The 21802-nt window shown below is 59.7% G+C and carries 20 protein-coding genes; 7 read left to right on the top strand and 13 right to left on the bottom strand.

Annotated elements, in window-relative coordinates; translation table 11 throughout:
* Positions 1–51 precede the first annotated feature (51 nt).
* Positions 52–2346: a TonB-dependent siderophore receptor gene (locus RGV33_RS27965; RefSeq protein ID WP_322147547.1), complete on the bottom strand. Its 2295-nt coding sequence runs from the start codon at positions 2344–2346 to the stop codon at positions 52–54.
* Positions 2347–2565: 219 nt separating this feature from the next.
* On the opposite strand from RGV33_RS27965, the gene RGV33_RS27960 reads away from it, so the two are divergent.
* The 4 genes from RGV33_RS27960 to RGV33_RS27945 all read left to right on the top strand — a co-directional run bounded on the left by RGV33_RS27960 (position 2566) and on the right by RGV33_RS27945 (position 4641).
* The gene (locus RGV33_RS27960; RefSeq protein WP_322147546.1) at positions 2566–3246 is read left to right on the top strand and encodes a Fe2+-dependent dioxygenase; all 681 of its coding nucleotides are present in this window, start codon (positions 2566–2568) and stop codon (positions 3244–3246) included.
* 2 nt (positions 3247–3248) lie between these two features.
* Entirely contained in the window at positions 3249–4034 is a 786-nt protein-coding gene (locus RGV33_RS27955; RefSeq protein ID WP_322147545.1) for a tetratricopeptide repeat protein, read from the top strand.
* A gap of 65 nt (positions 4035–4099) precedes the next feature.
* Positions 4100–4366, top strand: a complete 267-nt coding sequence (locus RGV33_RS27950) for a CopG family ribbon-helix-helix protein (RefSeq protein WP_088422685.1) — start codon at positions 4100–4102, stop codon at positions 4364–4366.
* Positions 4366–4641 (top strand): type II toxin-antitoxin system RelE/ParE family toxin, encoded by a 276-nt coding sequence (locus RGV33_RS27945; RefSeq protein ID WP_322147544.1) that lies wholly within the window; start codon positions 4366–4368, stop codon positions 4639–4641. The genes RGV33_RS27950 and RGV33_RS27945 overlap by 1 nt, the downstream gene beginning before the upstream one ends.
* A gap of 58 nt (positions 4642–4699) precedes the next feature.
* Here RGV33_RS27945 and RGV33_RS27940 read toward each other — a convergent pair whose 3' ends face one another.
* From RGV33_RS27940 to RGV33_RS27920, 5 genes are all read right to left on the bottom strand, one after another.
* On the bottom strand, positions 4700–5863 hold the full coding sequence (locus RGV33_RS27940) for a type III PLP-dependent enzyme (RefSeq protein WP_322147543.1): 1164 nt from the start codon (positions 5861–5863) through the stop codon (positions 4700–4702).
* A 447-nt stretch (positions 5864–6310) separates the two neighbouring features.
* On the bottom strand, positions 6311–7468 hold the full coding sequence (locus RGV33_RS27935; protein ID WP_177068778.1) for a betaine/proline/choline family ABC transporter ATP-binding protein: 1158 nt from the start codon (positions 7466–7468) through the stop codon (positions 6311–6313).
* Complete coding sequence (locus tag RGV33_RS27930) at positions 7465–8118, bottom strand: ABC transporter permease (RefSeq protein ID WP_010175055.1); 654 nt, start codon at positions 8116–8118, stop codon at positions 7465–7467. The genes RGV33_RS27935 and RGV33_RS27930 overlap by 4 nt, the downstream gene beginning before the upstream one ends.
* A gap of 11 nt (positions 8119–8129) precedes the next feature.
* Positions 8130–9023 carry a glycine betaine ABC transporter substrate-binding protein gene (locus tag RGV33_RS27925; RefSeq protein ID WP_322147541.1) on the bottom strand — a complete coding sequence of 298 codons (894 nt, stop codon included), beginning with the start codon at positions 9021–9023 and terminating at the stop codon, positions 8130–8132.
* A 37-nt stretch (positions 9024–9060) separates the two neighbouring features.
* Positions 9061–9813: an ABC transporter permease gene (locus tag RGV33_RS27920; RefSeq protein WP_416152092.1), complete on the bottom strand. Its 753-nt coding sequence runs from the start codon at positions 9811–9813 to the stop codon at positions 9061–9063.
* A 295-nt stretch (positions 9814–10108) separates the two neighbouring features.
* Here RGV33_RS27920 and RGV33_RS27915 point away from each other — a divergent pair, with 295 nt between their 5' ends.
* From RGV33_RS27915 to RGV33_RS27905, 3 genes are all read left to right on the top strand, one after another.
* Complete coding sequence (locus RGV33_RS27915; RefSeq protein ID WP_088422690.1) at positions 10109–11692, top strand: peptide chain release factor 3; 1584 nt, start codon at positions 10109–10111, stop codon at positions 11690–11692.
* Between the two features lie 240 nt (positions 11693–11932).
* Positions 11933–12208, top strand: a complete 276-nt coding sequence (locus tag RGV33_RS27910; RefSeq protein WP_322147540.1) for a hypothetical protein — start codon at positions 11933–11935, stop codon at positions 12206–12208.
* Between the two features lie 112 nt (positions 12209–12320).
* Positions 12321–12590 carry a hypothetical protein gene (locus RGV33_RS27905; protein WP_322147539.1) on the top strand — a complete coding sequence of 90 codons (270 nt, stop codon included), beginning with the start codon at positions 12321–12323 and terminating at the stop codon, positions 12588–12590.
* Between the two features lie 109 nt (positions 12591–12699).
* Here RGV33_RS27905 and RGV33_RS27900 read toward each other — a convergent pair whose 3' ends face one another.
* The 7 genes from RGV33_RS27900 to RGV33_RS27870 form a co-directional block, all read right to left on the bottom strand.
* On the bottom strand, positions 12700–13671 hold the full coding sequence (locus RGV33_RS27900) for a peptide ABC transporter ATP-binding protein (RefSeq protein WP_322147538.1): 972 nt from the start codon (positions 13669–13671) through the stop codon (positions 12700–12702).
* A complete protein-coding gene (locus RGV33_RS27895) occupies positions 13671–14639 on the bottom strand; it encodes an ABC transporter ATP-binding protein (RefSeq protein WP_322147537.1) in 969 nt (322 codons plus the stop codon). The genes RGV33_RS27900 and RGV33_RS27895 overlap by 1 nt, the downstream gene beginning before the upstream one ends.
* A gap of 10 nt (positions 14640–14649) precedes the next feature.
* A complete protein-coding gene (locus RGV33_RS27890) occupies positions 14650–15561 on the bottom strand; it encodes an ABC transporter permease subunit (RefSeq protein ID WP_076016508.1) in 912 nt (303 codons plus the stop codon).
* Positions 15562–15571: 10 nt separating this feature from the next.
* Complete coding sequence (locus tag RGV33_RS27885; RefSeq protein WP_056859204.1) at positions 15572–16582, bottom strand: ABC transporter permease subunit; 1011 nt, start codon at positions 16580–16582, stop codon at positions 15572–15574.
* 76 nt (positions 16583–16658) lie between these two features.
* Positions 16659–18257 (bottom strand): ABC transporter substrate-binding protein, encoded by a 1599-nt coding sequence (locus RGV33_RS27880; protein ID WP_322147535.1) that lies wholly within the window; start codon positions 18255–18257, stop codon positions 16659–16661.
* 81 nt (positions 18258–18338) lie between these two features.
* The gene (locus RGV33_RS27875) at positions 18339–19736 is read right to left on the bottom strand and encodes an OprD family porin (RefSeq protein WP_322147534.1); all 1398 of its coding nucleotides are present in this window, start codon (positions 19734–19736) and stop codon (positions 18339–18341) included.
* Positions 19737–19907: 171 nt separating this feature from the next.
* Complete coding sequence (locus RGV33_RS27870; protein ID WP_416152141.1) at positions 19908–21452, bottom strand: ABC transporter substrate-binding protein; 1545 nt, start codon at positions 21450–21452, stop codon at positions 19908–19910.
* Positions 21453–21802 lie beyond the last annotated feature (350 nt).

Here is a 21802-nt window from a genome sequence, read left to right as displayed (position 1 = left end):
AAAACCCCACGCATCCGATGCGTGGGGTTTTGGGCGGGACTTTGTATCGGTTTAGAAATGGAAGCTGGTGGTCAACATGGCTGTGCGACCTGCCGCCTGGTTGGCGAAGTGGGCCGCGTAGGCCTTGTCGTAGTAGGTCTTGTCGGTGAGGTTTTGCACGTTCAACTGCAGGTCGACGTTCTTGGTCAGCTTGTAGCTGGCCATGGCGTCGTAGCGGGTGTAGGACGGCACGTAAACGGTGTTGCCCGCATCGCCGTAGACCTCGTCGACATAGAACGCGCCGCCGCCGATGGTGAGCTTCGGTGTCACGTCATAGGTTGTCCACAGGCTGAAGGTGTTCTTCGGCGTGTTGGGCATCTGGTTGCCTTTGTTGGAGCCGGCACTGACGACGCCGTTACGGCCGTTCAAGCCTGGGTCCACCAGTTCGCTTTTCAGGTAGCTGTAGCCGGCGAACACTTGCCATTGATCGGTGAGCTTGCCGCTGGCGGACAACTCCAGACCATCAACGCGGGATTCGCCGCCGTTTTCATAGGTCAGCGCGTCGACCAGGATACGTGTGTTTTTCTTCTCGGTGCGGAACACCGCGGCGGTCAGGGACAGGCGATCGTGGAACATGTCCCACTTGGTGCCCAGCTCGTAGTTGACGGTTTCTTCGGGTTTCAGGTCGCTGGTTGCGGCACCGGCAGACAGCGGGTTGCCGTCGGCGCCTTCACCCACCAGGCCGCCGGCAGGCGAGGCCGAAGTGGCGTAGGAGGCATAGATGCTGCCGTTTTCAACGGGCTTCCAGACCAGGCCGGCTTGCCAGTTGAAGAACTGGCTGTCGTTCTTGATTTTGCTGCGGGCCGGGACGGTAGCGGTCGGCACCGCGTTGGTATTGGCCACGGTGTCGAAGGTGTCGTAGCGCAGGCCAACGTTCAGCAACCATTTCGGGTCCAGCTCGATGGTGTCGAACACGTAGGCGGCGCGGCTGGTGGCCTTGGTATTGGTGCCGTTGTAGTTGCGCGCAATGCTGCCGGTCCAGGCATCGTCCGGGTTCGGGCTGCCCAGTGAGGTGCACTGGCCGCCTTTGCCGGGCACCGGGCAACCGGGGTTGCTGTTCGGGCTGACGGTGTAGCCGCTGTAGCGGGTTTCTTCGCCGGTGAACTCAAGCCCGGTGGAGTAAGTGTTCTTGAAGCCCAGCGCCTGGAAGCTGCCAAACAGATCGGTCTGGTTGGTGGTGGTCTCGGTGGTGGACACGCGAGTGTTCGCGCGGCGCCATACGGTGCCGAACTGGTTCACGTTGTGCTGGCTGTCGTCGGGTTGAGTGACGATGTAGTCCTGGCCGGTGTTGCCATGGCGCAGGGTATTTTTCAGCGTCATGTTGTCGTTCAGATCGTGTTCGATGGAGAACGTACTGATATCGGCGCGGGTCTTGCGGAAGTCGCGATCCTTGAGACCGTAGAAGTTGTTGCTGTCGCCACCGTCGGTAGGCTTGTCGTGCACGTGGGCAGCTTTTGCGCCGCTGTTACTGTACCCATACGGAATGCCCGAATCCGGCAGGTCGTTGCTTTCCATGTGGTAGTAGCTGAGGTTGACCCGGGTCGGGGTGCCGAGGCCGAAGGTCAGCGACGGCGCCACCCCCCAACGGTCGTAGTTGACAGCATCACGCCCGGCGACGTTCTGTTCGTGGCTCATCAGGTTCAGGCGAAACGCCGCGCTGTCGAGGAACTGCCGGTTGACGTCGAGCACATAGCGGCGCGTCTGGTCGGAGCCGTAGGTGAAGCCACCGTTGGTGAAGTCCCGCGCCTGTGGCGTCTTGCTCACCAGGTTGAGGCTGCCGCCGGCCGAACCACGCCCGCCAAAGGACGAGTTGGGGCCTTTGCTGACTTCGATCGACTCGATGTCGAAGATCTCGCGGCTCTGGCCGCCGGTGTCGCGCACGCCGTCGAGGTAGGTGTCGCCCTGAGCGTCAAAACCGCGAATGAACGGACGGTCGCCCTGTGGGTTGCCGCCTTCACCGGCGCCGAAGGTAATCCCCGGCACGGTGCGCAAGGCATCCTGCAACGAGGTGGCGGCGGTGTCCTTGAGGACTTGCTGTGGCACCACGGTGACCGAGCGCGGGGTGTCTACCAGCGGCGCGGTGTATTTTTGCGAAGAGGCTTTTTCGACCTGGTAGGACGTGCCGTCCTGTTCCTGGCCGGTGATGCTGGTGGCCCCCAGGGAAATGCTGTTGCGCTCGCCTTTCTGCCCGGTTTCTTCGGCTGCTTGCGTCATTTGGGCGGCAGCGCTGGCACTGATGGCAACGCCAATGGCCGAAGCCAGCAAACGCGGTGAACTGGCGGGTGTTTTTATCGAAGTGCGCGACATGGCAGTGTCCTTTCCCCAAGGAGGTGAGGCCGCGGAATATAGGGAGAACAAGACTCCATATCAATTGCGATACATTACTATTCGCACTGAATTTACGTTCTTTACACTTTTGGCTTACGGTTTTTACATTCTCATTCGTCCTTTGAGCGGGAGTAGGGTTGTACACAGTCAATAAGAATCACTACCATTGGCATCTCACTGTCTCCAGGTAACGCTTCCATGTTGCTGCACGTTCCCGGCCTGTTCTCTCGCGAGGAAGTGCTGCGCATCCGCGAAGCCCTGGCGCACACCGATTGGGCCGACGGAAAAATCACCGCCGGGCATCAGTCGGCCAAGGCCAAACACAACCTGCAACTGCCGGAAGGCCACCCGCTGGCAAAGGAAATCGGCGCGGCGATCCTTGATCGCCTGTGGAAAAACCCGCTGTTCATGTCGGCGGCGTTACCGCACAAGGTCTTCCCTCCGTTGCTCAACTGCTACACCGCCGGTGGCAGTTTCGATTTTCATATCGACAACGCCGTGCGCCAGTCCAGGGGCAGCCCCGAGCGGGTACGCACCGACCTCTCCTCCACGGTTTTTTTCAGCGACCCTGAGGATTACGACGGCGGCGAGCTGGAGATCCAGGACACTTTCGGCTTGCAACGGGTCAAGTTGCCGGCGGGCGACATGGTGCTGTACCCCGGCTCCAGCCTGCACAAGGTCAACGCCGTGACCCGTGGCGCGCGGTATGCCTCGTTTTTCTGGACCCAAAGCCTGGTGCGCGAAGACAGCCAGCGCACCTTGCTGTTCGAGATGGACGGCGCGATCCAGCAGTTGAGCCGCGACGTGCCCGACCACCCGGCGCTGATCCAGCTCACCGGCACTTATCACAACCTGCTGCGCCGCTGGGTCGAGGTTTGAGCGTGGGCTTTTTACTGCGTCGTGAAGAAGTCCTCAACGTTGAGCAACTGCAGAGCATGCTCGACGACTCCCCGGTGCGCGCCGCCCAGGCGATTCTGATCGCAGCGAAAGAGGGCGTTGTGGATGCCCAGGCGCTGCTCGGGCAAATCCTGCTGGAAGGGCGCGGCATAGAGCGCGATGAAGCACTGGCGCTGCGCTGGTTCCGGATCGCCGCCCAGGGCGGGCATCTGATGGCGCGCAATATGCTCGGGCGTTGCCTGGAGCATGGCTGGGGTTGCGAGGCGGATGCCGTGGCGGCGGCGCGGGAATATCGGCTGGCGGCAGAGGGCGGGCTGGATTGGGGGTTGTACAACTACGCCAACCTGCTGGCGACCGGGCGCGGGGTGGCCGAGGATCAACCACAAGCGCTGGCGTGTTATCGACAAGCGGCGCAACTGGGCCATGCCAAATCAATGAACCTGTTGGGGCGCTACCTGGAAGAAGGGCAGTTTTGCCCCCGAAACCTGGAGGCTGCGGTGGAGTGGTATCGCCGGTCGGCGCAAGGCGGGGATTTTCGCGGGCAGTTCAGTTACGCGGCAGTCCTGGCGGACCGGGGCGAGATAGAAACGGCACTGGAGTGGTTGCGCAAGGCACTGGCAGGCGGGAATTTGAAGTTCCTGCGGGTGGCTTACAGCGCGTTGGTAAACGCAGCACAGCCTGAAATCAGGCTTCTGGCTCGGGACTATCAACTGCGTACGATTCAACTAAGCGATGGGCGGCAGGATACTGAGGTTGCTGCACAAGTTTAAATCACTATGATTGGCTCTGATTCACTCTTAATCGGCTGTGTGTTACGCACCTGCGAGGAGATTTTATGGGCGCCGATACTAAAGTCCTGACAGCTCACGTTCCAGCGGCGCTGGCTCAAAAAGTTGATCAGATGGCAGCGCGAATGGACCGCTCACGCGGTTGGATCGTCAAGCAGGCGCTTGCTGACTGGGTTGATCAGGAAGAGGAGCGCAGCCGCCTTACACGAGAGGCAATGGCGGATGTCGATGCCGGTCGCGTAATAGATCAGCATGCGGTGCAGGCTTGGGCTGACAGCCTGAGTACGGATACTCCGCTTCCTGTACCGCGCTGATGGAGTTGAAATGGACGAGTAAGGCCTTATCGGATCTGGCTCGGCTTTTCAATTTTCTCTGCGTTGTAAATCGGCCGGCAGCTGCTCGTACTGTGCAATCACTTTCTCAGGCTCCCATCAGTCTGCTGAGTAATCCGCGAATCGGTGAACGCATTGAAGAGTTCGAACCAAGAGATGTGAGAAGGCTGTTGGTCGGACGTTATGAGATGCGCTACGAGATTCAGCAGTCGACGATTTATATTTTGCGCTTATGGCACGTTCGCGAAGATCGTTGAAAATTGAGACCCACAAAAAAACCCATGACACGTCATGGGTTTTTTGTTTGCAGCCGGCTTACAGGTAGAACGATTTCAGCGGCGGGAAGCCATTGAACTCAATCGCGCTGTAGCTGGTGGTGTACGCACCGGTAGACAACCAGTACATCCGGTCACCAATCGCCAGGTTCAGCGGCAGGCCGTACTTGTAGTTCTCGTACATGATGTCGGCGCTGTCGCAGGTGGGGCCTGCGATAACCACTTCTTCCATCTCGCCTTTCTTCTCGGTCCAGATCGGGAACTTGATGGCTTCGTCCATGGTTTCGATCAGGCCGGAGAATTTGCCCACGTCGGTGTACACCCAACGTTCGACGGCGGTGCGCGATTTACGCGCAACCAGTACCACTTCACTCACCAGGATCCCGGCGTTGGCGATCAACGAGCGGCCTGGCTCCAGGATGATTTCCGGCAGGTCATCACCGAAGTCTTCCTTGAGGAAGCGGATGATTTCCTGGGCGTAGGTTTCCAGGCTGTTGGTGCGGGTGATGTAGTTGGCCGGGAAGCCGCCGCCCATGTTGATCAGCTTGAGGTGGATGCCGTCTTCTTCCTTCAGGCGCTCGAAGATCACTTTGACCTTGGCGATCGCTGCGTCCCACACGCTGATGTCACGCTGCTGCGAGCCGACGTGGAAGGAGATGCCGTAAGGCACCAGGCCCAGGTCGCGGGCGAGGATCAGCAGGTCCATGGCCATGTCGGTCTGGCAGCCGAACTTGCGCGACAGCGGCCAGTCGGCGGTGGTCGAGCCTTCGGTGAGGATGCGTACATACACTTTCGAACCCGGGGCGGCCTTGGCGATGTTGCGCAGGTCGGCTTCGGAGTCGGTGGAGAACAGGCGCACGCCTTTCTCGTAGAAGTAGCGGATGTCCTTGGATTTCTTGATGGTGTTGCCGTAGCTGATACGGTCGGCACTGACGCCGCGGTCCATGACCTTGTCCAGCTCATAGATCGACGCGATGTCGAAGCTCGAACCTTTATCTTTAAGCAGGTCGATGATCTCGACGGCCGGGTTGGCCTTGACGGCGTAATACACCTTGGCGAATTCGAAACCGGCGCGCAGGTCATCGTAGGCCTGGCTGATCATCGCGGTGTCAATCACCACGAACGGGGTTTCCTGGGTATCGGCGAACGCCTTCATTTTGTCAAAAGTGGCGCGCGCGAAATAGTCTTCGACCTGGATCGACATGCTGGGAACTCCTACTGGCAAACTAGATTGATCAATGGGTGCAAATGAACGTCCTCCGTATCCCCACTTTGGTTCGCCTACTTCCCAAGGCATGTCGCCGAAAGCAAAAAGGCCATGGGATCAACCGCTTCCCTTGGCCTTGCTGTCTCGTCGTCAGTACTTGAGCCGGATGGATCGTTTCCAGCATGGACGTTCGGCGCGAACTTTAGGACGTGAGGGGCTATAGATCAACTAAAAATGTCGCGTTTTTGCACGCGTTCGTCGTGAGGCCGTGTGCAGCTACTTATGTAACCGACCGGTATGACGGATTGATGTTCCCCGGATGGGGCCAATCAGATGGATTTGCGGTGTATTCATCGCAGGCAAGCCAGCTCCCACAGGGGAATGCATTCCAACATAAGAATGCAGTTCAAATGTGGGAGCTGGCTTGCCTGCGATAGCGGGCTGTCAGGCCAAAGCAGTTTCGGCAGGCGACACAATACTGGTCTTGCCCCCACGCGACTTACCGGAACTCAGGTACTCGGCAATCGACTCCTGGGTCACTTCCCCGAGGAATACCCGCTCCGCATCCATCACCGGCAACCATGAGCGGTTGAACTCGTACATGCGCGACAACAGGATACGCAAATGCTCGTCGTACGCCGCCGTGGCGTTGAACTCGCGCAGGTACTGGCCGCAGGTACCGGCCTGACGGTGCAGGTCGCGACGTCGTACATAACCCAGCGCCTTGTTCTCGGCATCGGTGACCACCACGTAGCGACGGTCGAGTTCGTCCATCTGCTCCAGGGCATCCGCCACTGGCGTCTCCGGGCTGACCGACGGTGCGTTGTCTGCCGCATCTTCGGCCTTTACCAGCAGCAGGCGCTTGAGGGTGCTGTCCTGGCCCACGAAGTTGCTGACGAACTCGTCGGCAGGGTGCGCCAGCAGGGTGTCCGGGTGGTCGATCTGCAGCAGCTTGCCGGCGCGGAAGATCGCGATCTTGTCACCCAGCTTGATGGCTTCGTCAATGTCGTGGCTGACCATGATCACGGTCTTGTTCAGCGCGCGCTGCATCTCGAAGAACTCGTTCTGGATCATCTCGCGGTTGATCGGGTCGACCGCGCCGAACGGTTCATCCATCAGCAGCAGCGGCGCATCGGCCGCCAGCGCACGGATCACGCCGATCCGTTGCTGCTGGCCACCCGACAGTTCACGCGGGTAGCGGTGCAGGTACTGCTTGGGCTCCAGCTTGATCATGCTCATCAGTTCGCGGGCACGGTCGTGGCATTTCTGCTTGTCCCAGCCCAGCAACTTGGGCACCACCACGATGTTCTCTTCGATGGTCATGTTCGGGAACAGGCCGATCTGCTGGATCACATAGCCGATGTTGCGACGCAGGGTCACTTCATCCAGGTCGGTGGTGTCTTCGCCGTTGATCAGGATCTTGCCCGACGTGGGCTTGATCAGGCGGTTGATCATCTTCAGCGTGGTGCTCTTGCCGCAGCCCGAGGGGCCGAGGAATACGCAAATTTCGCCTTCATTGACGGTCAGGCTTACGGAATCAACGGCGGTGATGGTCTTGCCGTTGCTTTGGAAGGTCTTGGTCAGGTTTTGAAGTTCGATCATTTGAGCAGTCCTTTTGGAGTCAGCGTGCGTTGCAGCCATTGCAGAAGCAGGTCGGCGAAGATGGCCAGGAGACTGACCAGCACGGCGCCAACGATCAGCATCGACATGTCGCTGCGGCTGATGGAAGCCAGAATAAGTACACCCAGGCCACCGGCGCCGATGGTGGCGGCGATGGTCATCACACCAATGTTCATGACGACGGCGGTGCGCACACCGGCGAGGATCACCGGCACGGCAATCGGCAGTTCGACCATGCGCAGGCGCTGGCCGAAGGTCATGCCGATGCCTTTGGCGGCTTCGCGGATGCCCGGTTCCACGCCGGTCAGGGCGAGGTAGGTGTTACGCATGATCGGCAGCAGGGAGTAGAGGAATACGGCGGTGATCGCCGGCATCGGCCCCAGGCCCTGGCCAAATTTGGAGTAGAACGGCAGCAACAGGCCGAACAGCGCGATGGACGGCACGGTCAGCAGCACCGTGGCGCTGGCCTGCAACGGGCCGGCGAGGGTCGGGAAGCGGGTCATCAGCACGCCCAGCGGCACGCCCACGACGATTGCCAGGATCACTGCGATACCGACCAGGGTGATGTGCTGCCAGGTCAGTTGCAGGACGAGAGCCCAATCAAGATGGGAAAAGGCGTTCAGGAATTCCATGTCTTCTCCTCTTAGTTGATCGGATGTTGGCGCAGGAAATCTGCGGCCACAGCGGACGGGCTTTCATGGTCGACATCGACCCGCGCATTCAACTGGCGCATGGTTTCGTCATCGAACAGTGCGGCCAGCGGCGCAAGGTCGGCTGCCAGTTGCGGGTGGGCGTCGAGGTAAACCTGACGCACCACGGGGGCTGCGGTGTAGTCCGGGAAGTAGTGCTTGTCGTCATCCAGCAGCTTCAATTTGAAGGCATTCAGGCGACCGTCGGTGGTGTAGACCAAGCCGGCAAACACCTGGCCGTTACGCAGCGCGGTGTACACCAGGCCGGCGTCCATCTGCCGGGTGTTTTTGCGGGTCAGGTTCATGTCGTACAGCTTGACCATGCCGGCCATGCCGTCGGAACGGTTGGCGAACTCGGTATCGAGGGCTACCAGGCGGTTTTCCTTGGTTTTCTCGGCCAGGGCCGCGGTCAGGTCGCTGATGCTGTTGATCTGCGGGAATTCCTTGGCCACGTTCTCTGGCAGCGCCAGCGCGTAGGTGTTGCTGAACTTCGATGGAGAGAGCCAGACCAGGCCTTTTTTCGCATCGAGCTCTTTCACCCGGGCGTAGGACTGTTCACTGTCGAGCTTCTCGTCAACGTGGTTATAAGCCACCAGCGACACGCCGGTGTATTCCCAGATCAGGTCCAGTTGCCCGCTTTCCTGGGCACTGCGCGCCAGGTTGCTGCCCAGGCCGCCGGTCACACGGGTGTCGTAACCCTTGGTGCGCAGGTACTGGGAGGTGATTTCGGCGAGCAGGGTCTGTTCGGTGAACACCCGGGCGCCGATACGAATGACCGGTTTTTCGGCGGCTTGCGCAAACCCTGCGAACAGCAGGACGCAGCTCAATATCAATGTCAGTTTTTTCATGTGAATTCCTGTTTCAGGCCTAAGACGGGGCCGACCCTTAAGACGGACGCAACCCGCGTTCCAGCCAGAGGCGGCTGGCCATGGTCACCAGGCCGTCGAGCAGCAAGGCCAGCAGCGCGGTGCACGCGGCGCCGAGCAACAGTTGCGGCTGATTGTTCAGGGCGATGCCGGGGAAGATCAGGCTGCCCAGACTGTTGGCGCCGATCAGGAAGGCCAGTGGCGCGGTGCCGACGTTGATCGCCAGGGCCACGCGCACACCGCCGATGATGATCGGCACGGCGTTGGGCAATTCCACGCGAAACAGCACCTGGCGCGGCGTCATGCCAATGCCCACGGCGGCTTCTTTCAGGGAGCCTTGTACGTTTTTCAGGCCTTCATAGGTGTTGCGCACAATGGGCAGCAACGAGGCGAGGAACAGCGCGAAGATTGCGGGGCCGCTGCCGATGCCAAGGACACCGAGGGCGATGGCCAGTACGGCCAGGGGAGGGACGGTATTGCCGATGTTGAAGATCTGCATGAAGCGTTCTGCGCGCCCGACCATCGTCGGTCGGCTGAGCAGGATACCGGCGGGAATCCCTACGATCAGGGCGGCCAGCATCGAAACAAGGACGAGGATCAAGTGAGCTTGCAGGTAAAACAACAAATCGTCGCGGTACAGTTCGATCGTGTTGATGCCGATCCAGTGGACCAGCAGGGCCAGGAGAGCGACGACAACCGCTCCTCCTATCAGCCCTTTGCCATAGCGAATAGCCACAGGCGGACTCCTTTTTTCTTCTGTCGGCGAACACATTTCCGAGCGGCAGTGCCATTCCTGGCTGTCGGCAAATATGGTCGCGAAATGCAGCTCGCCAATACCGGCAAAACGGTATGAGGTCGAGCCATGAGCGCAGCCTCGTCAGGCTAACTTGCTGATTTTTCAGCCCCTGTTACGAGTGCGATAGCAGGGGAGTGGACGTCTCTACCTTTTAAAAGGTTCCATACTTGGCAGCATTTAGCCACCCCCAATGGGGTGAACGGTGGTCCGTCACCCCGGGTTTGCGCTATACTCGCCGCCCTTTTTTGACTCACCTGCCAGGCGATTTCCCATGACCCACCAGGCCGCCGAAGTCGCGAAACGCCGCACTTTCGCCATTATTTCCCACCCCGATGCCGGTAAAACCACCATCACCGAAAAGCTGTTGCTGATGGGCAAGGCGATCGCAGTGGCCGGCACGGTGAAATCCCGTAAATCCGACCGCCATGCCACCTCCGACTGGATGGAAATGGAAAAACAACGGGGTATTTCCATTACCACGTCGGTCATGCAGTTCCCGTATCGCGACCACATGATCAACCTGCTCGACACCCCGGGCCACGAAGACTTCTCCGAAGACACCTACCGCACCCTGACCGCGGTGGACTCGGCACTGATGGTCCTCGACGGCGGTAAGGGCGTTGAGCCACGGACCATCGCGCTGATGGACGTCTGCCGCCTGCGGGACACGCCGATTGTCAGCTTCATCAACAAACTCGACCGTGACATCCGCGACCCGATCGAACTGCTGGATGAAATTGAAGCCGTCCTGAAGATCAAAGCCGCGCCGATCACCTGGCCGATTGGTTGCTACCGCGACTTCAAGGGCGTGTACCACCTGGCTGATGACTACATCATCGTGTACACCGCCGGCCACGGCCATGAACGTACCGATGTGAAAATCATCGAGAAGCTCGACTCCGACGAAGCGCGCGACCACCTGGGTGACGAGTACGACCGGTTTGTCGACCAGTTGGAACTGGTGCAGGGCGCCTGCCATGAGTTCAACCAGCAGGAATTCCTCGACGGCCAGTTGACGCCGGTATTCTTCGGTACCGCTTTGGGCAACTTCGGTGTCGATCACGTGCTCGACGCCGTGGTCAATTGGGCACCCAAGCCGCTGGCCCGGGTTGCCAACGAGCGTACCGTGGAGCCTGTGGAAGAGAAATTCGCCGGCTTCGTGTTCAAGATCCAGGCGAACATGGACCCCAAACACCGCGACCGCATCGCCTTCATGCGTATCTGCTCCGGCAAATACGAAAAAGGCATGAAGATGCGCCACGTGCGTACCGGCAAGGACGTGCGCATCGGCGACGCCCTGACCTTCTTCTCCTCCGAGCGTGAGCAGCTGGAAGAAGCGTTTGCCGGCGACATCATCGGCTTGCACAACCACGGCACCATCCAGATCGGTGACACCTTCACCGAAGGCGAAGTGCTGGGCTTTACCGGTATCCCGCACTTCGCGCCGGAACTGTTCCGTCGCGTACGCCTGCGCGACCCGCTCAAATCCAAGCAACTGCGTCAGGGTTTGCAGCAGTTGGCGGAAGAGGGCGCCACCCAGGTGTTCTTCCCGGAGCGCAGCAACGACATCATTCTCGGCGCCGTCGGTGTGCTGCAGTTTGATGTGGTGGCCAGCCGCCTTAAAGAAGAATACAAAGTTGAATGCTCTTACGAGCCGATCACCGTCTATTCGGCGCGCTGGATCGATTGCAGCGATAAGAAGAAGCTGGAAGAGTTCAAGGTCAAGGCGGTGGAAAACCTTGCGATTGATGGTGGTGGTCACCTGACCTACCTGGCCCCGACCCGGGTCAACCTGGCGCTGATGGAAGAGCGCTGGCCGGATGTGAAATTCCGAGCGACCCGCGAGCATCATTAACGGTTGGCGGTACACAAAAGGGCGGAGCTGTCATGGCTTCGCCCTTTTTTGTGGGCTGTTGGCATGGTACCTACACATAGTGAGCGGGGGGGCTGGGGTTTATATCCGTTATTCAGATAACGGATATACACCCAACCCAATCCAGAAGACCCCCGCCGCCCAAGGCCTATTGGCGAAACACGCGCATTAAGGCTAGCTTCTTGGGTACGGTATCCAATCGCCGGCAGAAGGAAAATGAGCATGCGTGTTTTGCCGAAAGTCATGTTGTTGTTAAAAGTGATGGTACTGGCGTCCCTGGGCGTATCGTCCGCCTGGGCGCATCAACCGATGCAGGGCGAGGTGCTGTTGGCCGCTACAGGAGACCAAACCTGGAAGGACACAGGCAAGGCCAGCGGCACCAAAGAGAGCAATTCCGGAAGCTGGAAGCCGCAAAGCAACACCACCAGCGGTGATGACGCCGAAAACCCCGACAACGACGGCGAAGACAGCCAAACCTACGATGATGGTGATAGTTGAGCCCGTCGCCTGACTTCGCTGGCGAAAACCCTTCATTGGGGCTAGCTTCAAGGCTAGCGGCGGTAAAAGGCTGTCGTGCGGGATTTACTTACTGACTGGACGGAAATCGACCATGAGTATCTTTCAACGTGTGGTGCTGTTGCTCAAAGTGCTGGTGATGTTGTCGCTGGGCATGTCCTCCGCGTGGGCCACGACGGCCGTACAAGGCCATGCCACGGGGTTTGTGGCGGCGAAGACGGTGCAGGCGGGTGGTTTGCAACTGGCCAAGAGTGAAGCCGAACCTGGTGACGAGGACCAGGGCGGTTCCAAGGATGATGATGATCAGCAAGCGCCCCCGGATGACGATGACAGTGATGCGGGTGACGGTGACAGCGATACGTGAAGTGGGCTAAAAAAAAGCCCCTCCTGCCGGACAGATGCGCTATCCGGCAAGAGGAGCTGTAGAACACAGTCGATGCCCTGGCTTTAACACCGGGGCATTTTTTTGCGTGTCAGACCACGAACTGTTCCGCGTAGTGGCAGGCCACCTGACGGTTGTCGAGTGGCCGCAATAGCGGCTCGTCGGTGCTGCACAGTTGGGTCGCGTACGGGCAGCGCTTGTGGAACGCGCAGCCAGACGGCGGGTTCAGCGGGTTGGGCAGTTCACCGACGATCTTGATTTTCGGCTTGTTCGGGTCCGGATGAATGGTCGGGGTCGCCGACAGCAACGCCTGGGTGTACGGGTGCAGCGGGCGTGCGTAGATGTCTTCCTTTGGACCGACTTCAACCGGGCGGCCGAGGTACATCACCATCACGTCGTCGGCAACGTGTTGCACCACCGCGAGGTTGTGGGAGATGAACACGTAGGCGGTGTTGAATTCCTGCTGCAGGTCCATGAACAGGTTCAGCACCTGGGCCTGGATCGACACGTCCAGCGCCGAGGTCGGTTCATCCGCCACCAGCACCTTGGGTTGCAGCATCATCGCCCGGGCCAGTGCGATCCGTTGGCGCTGGCCACCAGAGAACATGTGCGGGTAGCGCTGATAATGCTCGGGGCGCAGGCCCACTTGCTTCATCATCGCCTGGACCTTTTCGCGGCGCTCGGCGGCGGACAGGTTGGTGTTGATCAGCAGCGGCTCGCCCAGTTGGTCACCGACCTTCTGGCGCGGGTTCAACGAGGCGTACGGGCTCTGGAACACCATCTGCACGTCTTTGCGCAGTTGTTTGCGCTGGGCCTTGTCGGCGCCGGCAACTTCCTGGCCGGCGATTTTCAGCGAACCCGAAGACGGCTCTTCAATCAAGGTCAGGGCGCGGGCCAGGGTGGATTTGCCGCAACCGGATTCGCCCACGACCGCGAGGGTCTTGCCGGCTTCCAGTTCGAACGACACACCATTGAGCGCGCGCACCAGGGCGTGGCCCTTGAACAGGCCACGGGACACTTCATAGTGACGGGTCAGGTCGCGGGCGGTAAGTACGACGGCCATTACGCCACCTCCTGATTCAGCGGGTAGAAGCAGCGGGCGAGGCTGTTGCTTTTCGGGTCAAGGCCCGGGCGTTGGGCGCGGCAGGATTCCTGCACGTACGGGCAGCGTGGCGACAGCAGGCAACCCTGCGGGCGGTCATAACGGCCCGGCACGATGCCCGGCAGCGTGGCCAGGCGCGTGGCGCCCAGGCTGTGCTCGGGAATCGCCTTGAGCAGCGCTTCGCTGTACGGGTGCGCCGGGATGTCGAACAACTGCGGCACCTGGCCGACTTCAACGGCTTGGCCGGCGTACATCACGCATACGCGCTGGGCGGTTTCCGCCACCACCGCAAGGTCGTGAGTGATCAGCACCAGGCCCATGTTCTGCTCTTTCTGCAAGGCCAGCAGCAGTTCCATGATCTGGGCCTGGATGGTCACGTCGAGTGCCGTGGTCGGTTCATCGGCGATCAGCAGCTTGGGCTCGCCGGCGATGGCCATGGCGATAGCCACACGCTGGCTCATACCACCGGACAACTGGTGCGGGTAGGCATCCATACGGCTGGCTGCGCCCGGGATTTCCACCTTTTCGAGCAGTTCGATGGCGCGCTTGCGCGCTTGCTTGCCAGACATTTTCAAATGCAGGCGCAGCACTTCTTCGATCTGGAAACCCACGGTGTAGCTGGGGTTCAGCGCGGTCATCGGGTCCTGGAACACCATCGCCAGGTCTTTGCCGACGATCTGCCGACGCTGGCGGTTGCTTAACTTGAGCATATCCTTGCCGTCGAAGTTCAGGGCGTCGGCGGTGACGATGCCGGGATGCTCGATCAGGCCCATCAGCGCCATCATGGTCACGGATTTACCCGAACCCGATTCGCCAACGATCGCCAGTACTTCGCCTTTGTCGACACAGATGTCGAGGCCATCAACCACCGGCACGGCGGTCTTGTCGCCGAAGCGCACATTGAGATTCTTGATTTCTAACAATGACATGGGAATCTCCTCAGGCGGCGTTCTTGAGTTTCGGGTCCAGCGCATCGCGCAGGCCGTCGCCCATCAGGTTGATTGCCAGCACGCTGAGCAAAATGGTCAAGCCAGGCAGGCTCACGACCCACCATGCACGTTCGATGTAGTCGCGGGCCGAAGCCAGCATGGTGCCCCACTCAGGGGTTGGCGGTTGTACGCCAAGGCCCAGGAAGCCAAGGGCGGCGGCATCGAGAATCGCCGAAGAGAAACTCAAGGTAGCCTGAACGATCAACGGTGCCATGCAGTTGGGCAACACGGTGACGAACATCAGGCGCGGCAGGCCGGCGCCAGCGAGGCGGGCGGCTGTTACGTAGTCACGGTTCAGTTCGCCCATCACCGCAGCGCGGGTGAGGCGCACATAGGACGGCAGTGACACGATCGCAATCGCAATCACGGTGTTGATCAGGCCAGGGCCGAGGATCGCCACAATGGCCACAGCCAGCAGCAGCGACGGCAGGGCCAGCATGATGTCCATCAAACGCATGATGGTTGGGCCGAGCATGCGCGGGAAGAAGCCGGCGAACAGACCCAGCAGGATCCCCGGGATCAACGACATCACCACCGACGACAAGCCGATCAGCAAGGACAGGCGCGAACCCTGGATCAGGCGCGAGAGCAAGTCACGGCCCAGTTCATCGGTGCCCAGCAGGAACTGAATCTGCCCACCTTCCAGCCAGGCTGGCGGGGTCAGCAGGAAGTCTCGGTATTGCTCGCTCGGGTTATGCGGGGCTACCCAGGGGGCGAACAGCGCGCAAAACACCACCAGCAACATGAACAACAGGCCGGCGACGGCGCCCTTGTTCTTGGAAAACGCTTGCCAGAATTCTTTGTACGGGGACGGGTACAGCAGGCTTTGATCGACTGCTACCGCGGGAGTAGGTGTGGTCATGGTCATGATCTCAGCGCTGGTGACGGATGCGTGGGTTGGCGAAGCCGTAGAGGATGTCCACTACGAAGTTCACCAGGATCACCAGGCAGGCGATTAACAGGATGCCGTTTTGCACCACGGGATAATCCCGTGCGCCAATGGCTTCGATCAGCCATTTGCCGATGCCGGGCCACGAGAAGATGGTTTCGGTCAACACAGCACCGGCCAGCAACGTGCCGACTTGCAGGCCGACGACGGTGAGAACCGGGATCAATGCGTTACGCAGGCCGTGAACGAATACCACGCGCGCCGGCGACAGGCCTTTGGCCTTAGCGGTGCGGATGTAGTCTTCGCGCAGTACTTCGAGCATCGACGAACGGGTCATCCGCGCGATAACGGCCAGCGGGATGGTGCCAAGCACGATGGCCGGCAGGATCAGGTGGTGCAACGCATCCCAGAACGCGTCCGGCTCGTCTGCCAGCAGGGTGTCGATCAGCATGAAGCCGGTGCGCGGCTCGATGTCGTAGAGCAGGTCGATCCGTCCGGAGACTGGCGTCCAGCCCAGGCTTACCGAGAAGAACATGATCAGGATCAGGCCCCACCAGAAGATCGGCATCGAATATCCCGCCAGGGAGATGCCCATCACCCCATGGTCGAACAGGGATCCTCGTTTCAAGGCCGCGATCACCCCGGCCAACAGGCCCAGAATACCGGCGAACAACAGGGCGGCCATGGACAGTTCCAGGGTCGCAGGGAAGAGGGCGGTGAATTCGGTCCACACGCTGGTGCGTGTGCGCAGCGATTCGCCGAGGTCGCCATGGGCGAGCTTGCCTACATAGTCAAAGTATTGCGCGTACAGCGGCTTGTTAAGGCCAAGGCGTTCCATTGCCTGTGCGTGCATCTCGGGGTCGACTCGTCGTTCGCCCATCATGACTTCGACGGGGTCGCCGGGGATCATGCGAATCAACGCAAACGTCAGCAACGTGATGCCGAAAAACGTGGGGATCAATAACCCCAGTCGGCGGGCAATAAAACTAAACATCTTGTTGTGTACCTCAATCAGCCGGTTAGGCAGGTTCGGCACCGTCAATGTCGACGGTGCCGAGCGTTTCTCTTATTTACTTCACCTGGGTGGTGGCGAAGTTATTTGTAGTCAGAGGGCTTTGGGTAAAGCCTTCGACGTTCTTGCGCATGGCGGTGAACATTTTCGGGTAAGCCATGGGAATCCATGGTTGGTCCTTGTCGAAAACGTCCATGGCTTGTTCATAGAGTGCAGCGCGCTGGGTGGGTTCAGCGATAGCGCGCGCCTTGTCGATCAAGTCTTGAAACTCTTTGTTACACCAGCGGGCGTAGTTTTCGCCGTTTTTCGCTGCATCGCAACTCAAGTTCGGGGTAAGGAAGTTATCCGGGTCCCCGTTATCCCCCGCCCAGCCGGCAGAGACCATGTCATGTTCGCCATTCTTGGCGCGTTTGAGCATTTCGCCCCATTCCATGACCTTGATGTTCACTTTCAGGCCGATTTGCGCCAAATCCGCCTGCATGCGCTGGGCGCCGAGCATTGGGTTGGGGTTGGTCGGGCCGCCGCCGTTACGGGTGAACAGGGTGATCTCGGTGCCTTCCGGTACGCCGGCTTCCTTGAGCAGGGCGCGGGCCTTGTCGAGGTCACGGGGCGGGTTTTTCAGCTTGTCGCTGAAACCCAGCAGCGTGGGCGGGTACGGGCCGGTGGCGTCGATCGCGTTGCCTTTGCCGTACAGGGACTCGTTGTAGCCTTTCTTGTCGAACGCGATGTTGATCGCGTGACGCACCCGCGCGTCGCTCATGTACTTGTGGGTCGTGTTCAAGGCGGTGTAGGCGGTGGTCATCGCGGCCAGTTCCGCCACCTTCAGGTTCGGGTCAGCCTTCATGCTCGGCACGTCATCCGGTTTCGGATACAGCGCGATCTGGCATTCGTTGGCCTTGAGTTTTTGCAGGCGCACGTTGTTGTCAGTAGTGATGGCCAGGATCAACGGATCAGCCGGTGGCTTGCCACGGAAGTAGTCCGGGTTGGCCTTGAAGCGCACTTGGGCGTCTTTGGCGTAGCGAGTGAAGATGAACGGGCCGGTGCCGATAGGCTTGGCGTTCAGGTCATCGGTCTTGCCGGACTTGAGCAACTGGTCGGCGTATTCGGCGGAGTGAATCGAGGAAAACGCCATGGCCAGGTCGGACAGGAACGGTGCTTCAGGACGGGTCAGGGTGAAGACAACAGTATGCTCGTCAGTCTTCTCTACGCTCTTGAGCAGTTCCTTGAAGCCCATGCTTTCAAAGTACGGGTAGCCCACGTTGGACTTGTTGTGCCACGGGTGATTCGGGTCCAGCTGGCGCTGGAAGCTCCAAAGCACGTCGTCGGCGTTCATGTTGCGCGTGGGTTTGAAGTAGTCGGTGGTGTGGAACTTGATGTCGTCACGCAGGTGAAAAGTGTAGGTCAGGCCATCGGCGCTGATTTGCGGCAGATCCTTGGCGAGCGCCGGGATCACTTCGGTGGTGCCGGGCTTGAAGTCCACCAGGCGGTTGAAGATGGTTTCAGCCGCGGCGTCAGCGGTGACGGCCGTGGTGTACAGGACCGGATCGAAGCCTTCCGGGCTGGCTTCGGTGCAGACGACCAGCGGTTTGGCCGAGATGCCGACGGCGACGCTCAACAGCGCAGCGGCAATGGCAGCTTGTAACGGGAGCATTTTCATCTAAGAGCCCTCTGCAATCGATTGGACCAGACAAGCGTAGGCGGCGGGCTCGTCCTGAGCCCGCCGCCGACCTGGCGCTAGTTAAAGGATGTTGAACGGGATGGTGGTCACCAGGCGGAACTCACGCAGGTTGCCGTCAGCCTGGTTTTCGCTGGCGCGGTGAGTCACGTAGGTACCACGGAAGGTAGTGGCCTTGAGCGGGCCGCTTTGGACCGCGTAAGCCGCGCCTACACCGTATTCCTGGTGTTTTTCGCCGTCTTGGGCCTGAATGCCGTTGTAAGCAAAGCCAGCACGGCCGCCGTCGCCGGTGTAGTGAGTGCCGTCGATGCCCCAGCCGCGAGCCGAGTAGATGTTGAACTTCAGGCCCGGCACGCCGTATTCGGCCATGTTGATGCCATAGGCAATCTGGAAGGACTTCTCGTTCGGACCGTTAAAGTCGGACGTCAGGGAGTTGGCCAGGTAGATGCCGTTGGTTTCGTGCAGGTAGTCGAAGTACTCGTCACCGTTCACAGCTTGGTACGAGAAGGTCAGGCTGTGAGCCTGGTGGGTCAGGCCGAACGACAGCGAGTAGGTGTCGTTGTCGATCTTGCCCATCAACTTTTTGCCTTCGTCGACGGTCTTGTAGTAGTTCAGGCCAGTGGTCAGCGACAGGGTCTGGCTGTCACCCAGCTCGTGGGTAGCGCCGAAGTAGTACTGGTTCCAGAAGTCTTCCACGTTAGCGGCAAACAGGCTGGTCTTCAGGCTCTTGAATGGCTGGTAGTTGACGCCAAAGGTGTTGACCTTGTCGGTTTCCTGGCGGCCATTGCCATATTCACTGCGAAATTTCGACAGGCTCTGCTCGGTCCGTGGCGAAACGCGGTCAAACACGCCGCCCTGGAACGACAGGTTGCTGAACTCTTCGCTGTTGAAGCTCACACCTTCAAAGCTCGAAGGCAGCGCACGGTTACCGATGGTGTCGATGATGCCGCTGCTGAAGTTCTGGCGACCGGCGGTCAAGGTGGTGTTCGAGACACGCAACTTGACGTTGGCCAGGCCCAGTTTGCTCCACTGGTCTACAGCGTCGCCGTCGGAGTCGGCCAGGGTACGGTTGGAACCGCCCTTGATGTCGCGCTTGCTACGGTCCAGGACCACAGCGTTGTAGACCGCCACTTCAGTGCTCACGCCCACGGTGCCTTGGGTGAAGCCCGAGGTAGCGTTGAGGATAGTACCTTGCACCCAGTTGGTACGGTAATTGTCAGTACGGGCTTCGCCGTGCTTCTGGTAGGTGAACTTGCTGCCGCGGAAGCGTTGTTCGTTGGAGAACCAGTTACGGGTTGTACCGCCCAGGCTGAATCCATCGATAAAGCCTTTGGCCTCGCTTTGGGCGCTGGTGCCGGCCAATGTGGTTGGAACGAAGTCCTGGCTTGCAGGTTCAGCGTAGGCCGTGGCCGTGATGCTGCTGATGGCCAGGGCCAGTAGCGCGGTGCTGCTCAGTTTCATGGGTGAAGCTCCTTTGGTTCTCTTTTTAATGCCGGTCTTTTTAGGTGAACCGGCTATTGGGTGTGTAACTCGTTCAAGCCTTTGCAAACGTTTGCCCTTGGCTAAAAGCCGAAATAAGGCTGCACGTTTGCAGCAAGGTGAATTCTCACCCTGCGCAATCCGGTTATTTTTTTATGGGGTAATGCTGACGCCCGAGAACACGTTGCGGCCGAAGGGGCTCACTTTAAAACCTTCGACTTTGGCGCTTAACGGCTGGTTGACCGTCGAGTGGGCGACTGGCGTGATGGGCACCTGTGTTTTAAGCAGTTGCTGCGCCTGTTTGTACAGAACAGTCCTTTGTTCGCGGTCGGTCACGACCTTGGCTTGCTTGATCAGCTTGTCGTACGCCGGGTCACACCACATCGAGTAGTTGTTCCCGCCGATGGCGTCGCAGCTGTAGAGGGTGCCGAGCCAGTTGTCCGGGTCACCGTTGTCGCCGGTCCAGCCGATCAGGCTGATGTCGTGCTCGCCATTCTTGGTGCGCTTGATGTATTCGCCCCATTCATAGCTGACGATCTTGACCTTGAGGCCAATCTTGGCCCAATCGCTTTGCAGCATTTCTGCCATCAGCTTGGCGTTGGGGTTGTACGGCCGTTGCACCGGCATCGCCCACAGGGTGATCTCGGTGCCTTCCTTCACGCCGGCAGCCTTGAGCAATTGCTTGGCTTTTTCCGGGTTATAGGCGGCGTCCTTGATGGTGTCGTCGTAAGACCATTGGGTCGGCGGCATGGCGTTGACCGCCAGTTGCCCCGCGCCCTGGTACACGGCGTTGAGAATGCTCTGCTTGTTCACCGCCATGTCCAGGGCCTGGCGCACCTCGAGCTGGTCAAATGGCTTGTGCCGCACGTTATAGGCGATGTAGCCGAGGTTGAAGCCTGGCTTGGTCAGCAGTTGCAGCTTCGGGTCGGCTTTCAGGGCTTCGACGTCGGCCGGGCGTGGGTGCAGGGTGATCTGGCATTCGCCGGCCTTGAGCTTTTGCACCCGCACCGAGGCGTCGGTGTTGATCGCAAAAATCAGTTGGTCGAGCTTCACGCGGCTCGGGTCCCAGTACTGTTTGTTGCCGGTGTAGCGAATCTGCGAGTCTTTCTGGTAGCGCTGGAATACGAACGGCCCGGTGCCGATCGGCTTCTGGTTGATGTCGCTGGGCTTGCCCGCCTTGAGCAGGTGGTCGGCGTATTCAGCCGACAGGATCGAGGCGAAGCTCATGGCGATGTTCTGGATAAACGCGGCGTCGACCGTATTGAGGGTCATCACCACGGTGTGCGGGCCGGTTTTCTCGACCTTCGCGATATTCTTGTTCAGGCTCATCCCGTTGAAGTACGGGAACTCGGTGGGGTAGGCCTTGCGGAACGGGTGTTCGGGGTCAAGCATGCGATTGAAGGTGAACAGCACGTCGTCGGCGTCGAAATCACGCGTGGGCTTGAAGTCTTTGTTGCTGTGGAATTTCACCCCTTCACGCAGGTGGAAGGTGTAGGTCAGGCCGTCTTCGGAAATATCCCAACTGGTTGCCAGGCCCGGTACGACATTGGTCGCGCCTTTTTCGAACTCGGCCAGGCGGTTGTAGATAGGCTCGGCAGCGTCGTTGTCGGTGGCCGCCGTGTATTGAGCAGTGTCGAAGCCAGCCGGGCTGCCTTCGGAGCAAAACACAAGGCTCTTTTTATCGGCTGCCTGGCCCATCGAGGCCACAGCCAACAGGCTGGTGCCGAATATCGCGGATAGAACGGTGGTATGGCGCATGACAATCCCAATCCTTGTTTGTTGTTTTCGTCAGTGAGCAATCGCAAGGCCTGGGCCTTGCGACATCACTGATCCCACAACGGCAGTTGCCATACAGAGACGATGCTTCTGCCGTACCACGACGTTATGAGTCGGGAGCCTGGCAGTAAATGCAACGAATCTGACAGACCTTGTAGGCAACGGAGCCGCAATTCGCAGTTAACGGCCGTAGGACGGCAGCTAGTGCGAATGTGGTCTGTTTCCTACGGTCTTGGCGGATGCAATAACGGCGACCTTATGAAACGTCGCCG

This window comes from Pseudomonas sp. Bout1 (assembly GCF_034314165.1).
Taxonomy (GTDB): Bacteria; Pseudomonadota; Gammaproteobacteria; order Pseudomonadales; family Pseudomonadaceae; genus Aquipseudomonas.
The sequence above is the reverse complement of the archived record's forward strand: the minus strand, read 5'-3'. Positions and strand labels throughout refer to the sequence as shown.

Excerpts from the sequence above, each read along its gene's own strand:
- RGV33_RS27920 (WP_416152092.1), bottom strand. The coding sequence starts at position 9,813 with ATGTGTTCGCCGACAGAAGAAAAAAGGAGTCCGCCTGTGGCTATTCGC.
- RGV33_RS27895 (WP_322147537.1), bottom strand. The coding sequence starts at position 14,639 with ATGTCATTGTTAGAAATCAAGAATCTCAATGTGCGCTTCGGCGACAAG.
- RGV33_RS27965 (WP_322147547.1), bottom strand. The coding sequence starts at position 2,346 with ATGTCGCGCACTTCGATAAAAACACCCGCCAGTTCACCGCGTTTGCTG.
- RGV33_RS27935 (WP_177068778.1), bottom strand. The coding sequence starts at position 7,468 with ATGATCGAACTTCAAAACCTGACCAAGACCTTCCAAAGCAACGGCAAG.
- RGV33_RS27960 (WP_322147546.1), top strand. The coding sequence starts at position 2,566 with ATGTTGCTGCACGTTCCCGGCCTGTTCTCTCGCGAGGAAGTGCTGCGC.
- RGV33_RS27870 (WP_416152141.1), bottom strand. The coding sequence starts at position 21,452 with ATGGGCCAGGCAGCCGATAAAAAGAGCCTTGTGTTTTGCTCCGAAGGC.
- RGV33_RS27890 (WP_076016508.1), bottom strand. The coding sequence starts at position 15,561 with ATGACCACACCTACTCCCGCGGTAGCAGTCGATCAAAGCCTGCTGTAC.
- RGV33_RS27885 (WP_056859204.1), bottom strand. The coding sequence starts at position 16,582 with ATGTTTAGTTTTATTGCCCGCCGACTGGGGTTATTGATCCCCACGTTT.
- RGV33_RS27915 (WP_088422690.1), top strand. The coding sequence starts at position 10,109 with ATGACCCACCAGGCCGCCGAAGTCGCGAAACGCCGCACTTTCGCCATT.
- RGV33_RS27910 (WP_322147540.1), top strand. The coding sequence starts at position 11,933 with ATGCGTGTTTTGCCGAAAGTCATGTTGTTGTTAAAAGTGATGGTACTG.
- RGV33_RS27945 (WP_322147544.1), top strand. The coding sequence starts at position 4,366 with ATGGAGTTGAAATGGACGAGTAAGGCCTTATCGGATCTGGCTCGGCTT.
- RGV33_RS27880 (WP_322147535.1), bottom strand. The coding sequence starts at position 18,257 with ATGAAAATGCTCCCGTTACAAGCTGCCATTGCCGCTGCGCTGTTGAGC.
- RGV33_RS27950 (WP_088422685.1), top strand. The coding sequence starts at position 4,100 with ATGGGCGCCGATACTAAAGTCCTGACAGCTCACGTTCCAGCGGCGCTG.
- RGV33_RS27875 (WP_322147534.1), bottom strand. The coding sequence starts at position 19,736 with ATGAAACTGAGCAGCACCGCGCTACTGGCCCTGGCCATCAGCAGCATC.
- RGV33_RS27905 (WP_322147539.1), top strand. The coding sequence starts at position 12,321 with ATGAGTATCTTTCAACGTGTGGTGCTGTTGCTCAAAGTGCTGGTGATG.
- RGV33_RS27900 (WP_322147538.1), bottom strand. The coding sequence starts at position 13,671 with ATGGCCGTCGTACTTACCGCCCGCGACCTGACCCGTCACTATGAAGTG.
- RGV33_RS27925 (WP_322147541.1), bottom strand. The coding sequence starts at position 9,023 with ATGAAAAAACTGACATTGATATTGAGCTGCGTCCTGCTGTTCGCAGGG.
- RGV33_RS27930 (WP_010175055.1), bottom strand. The coding sequence starts at position 8,118 with ATGGAATTCCTGAACGCCTTTTCCCATCTTGATTGGGCTCTCGTCCTG.
- RGV33_RS27940 (WP_322147543.1), bottom strand. The coding sequence starts at position 5,863 with ATGTCGATCCAGGTCGAAGACTATTTCGCGCGCGCCACTTTTGACAAA.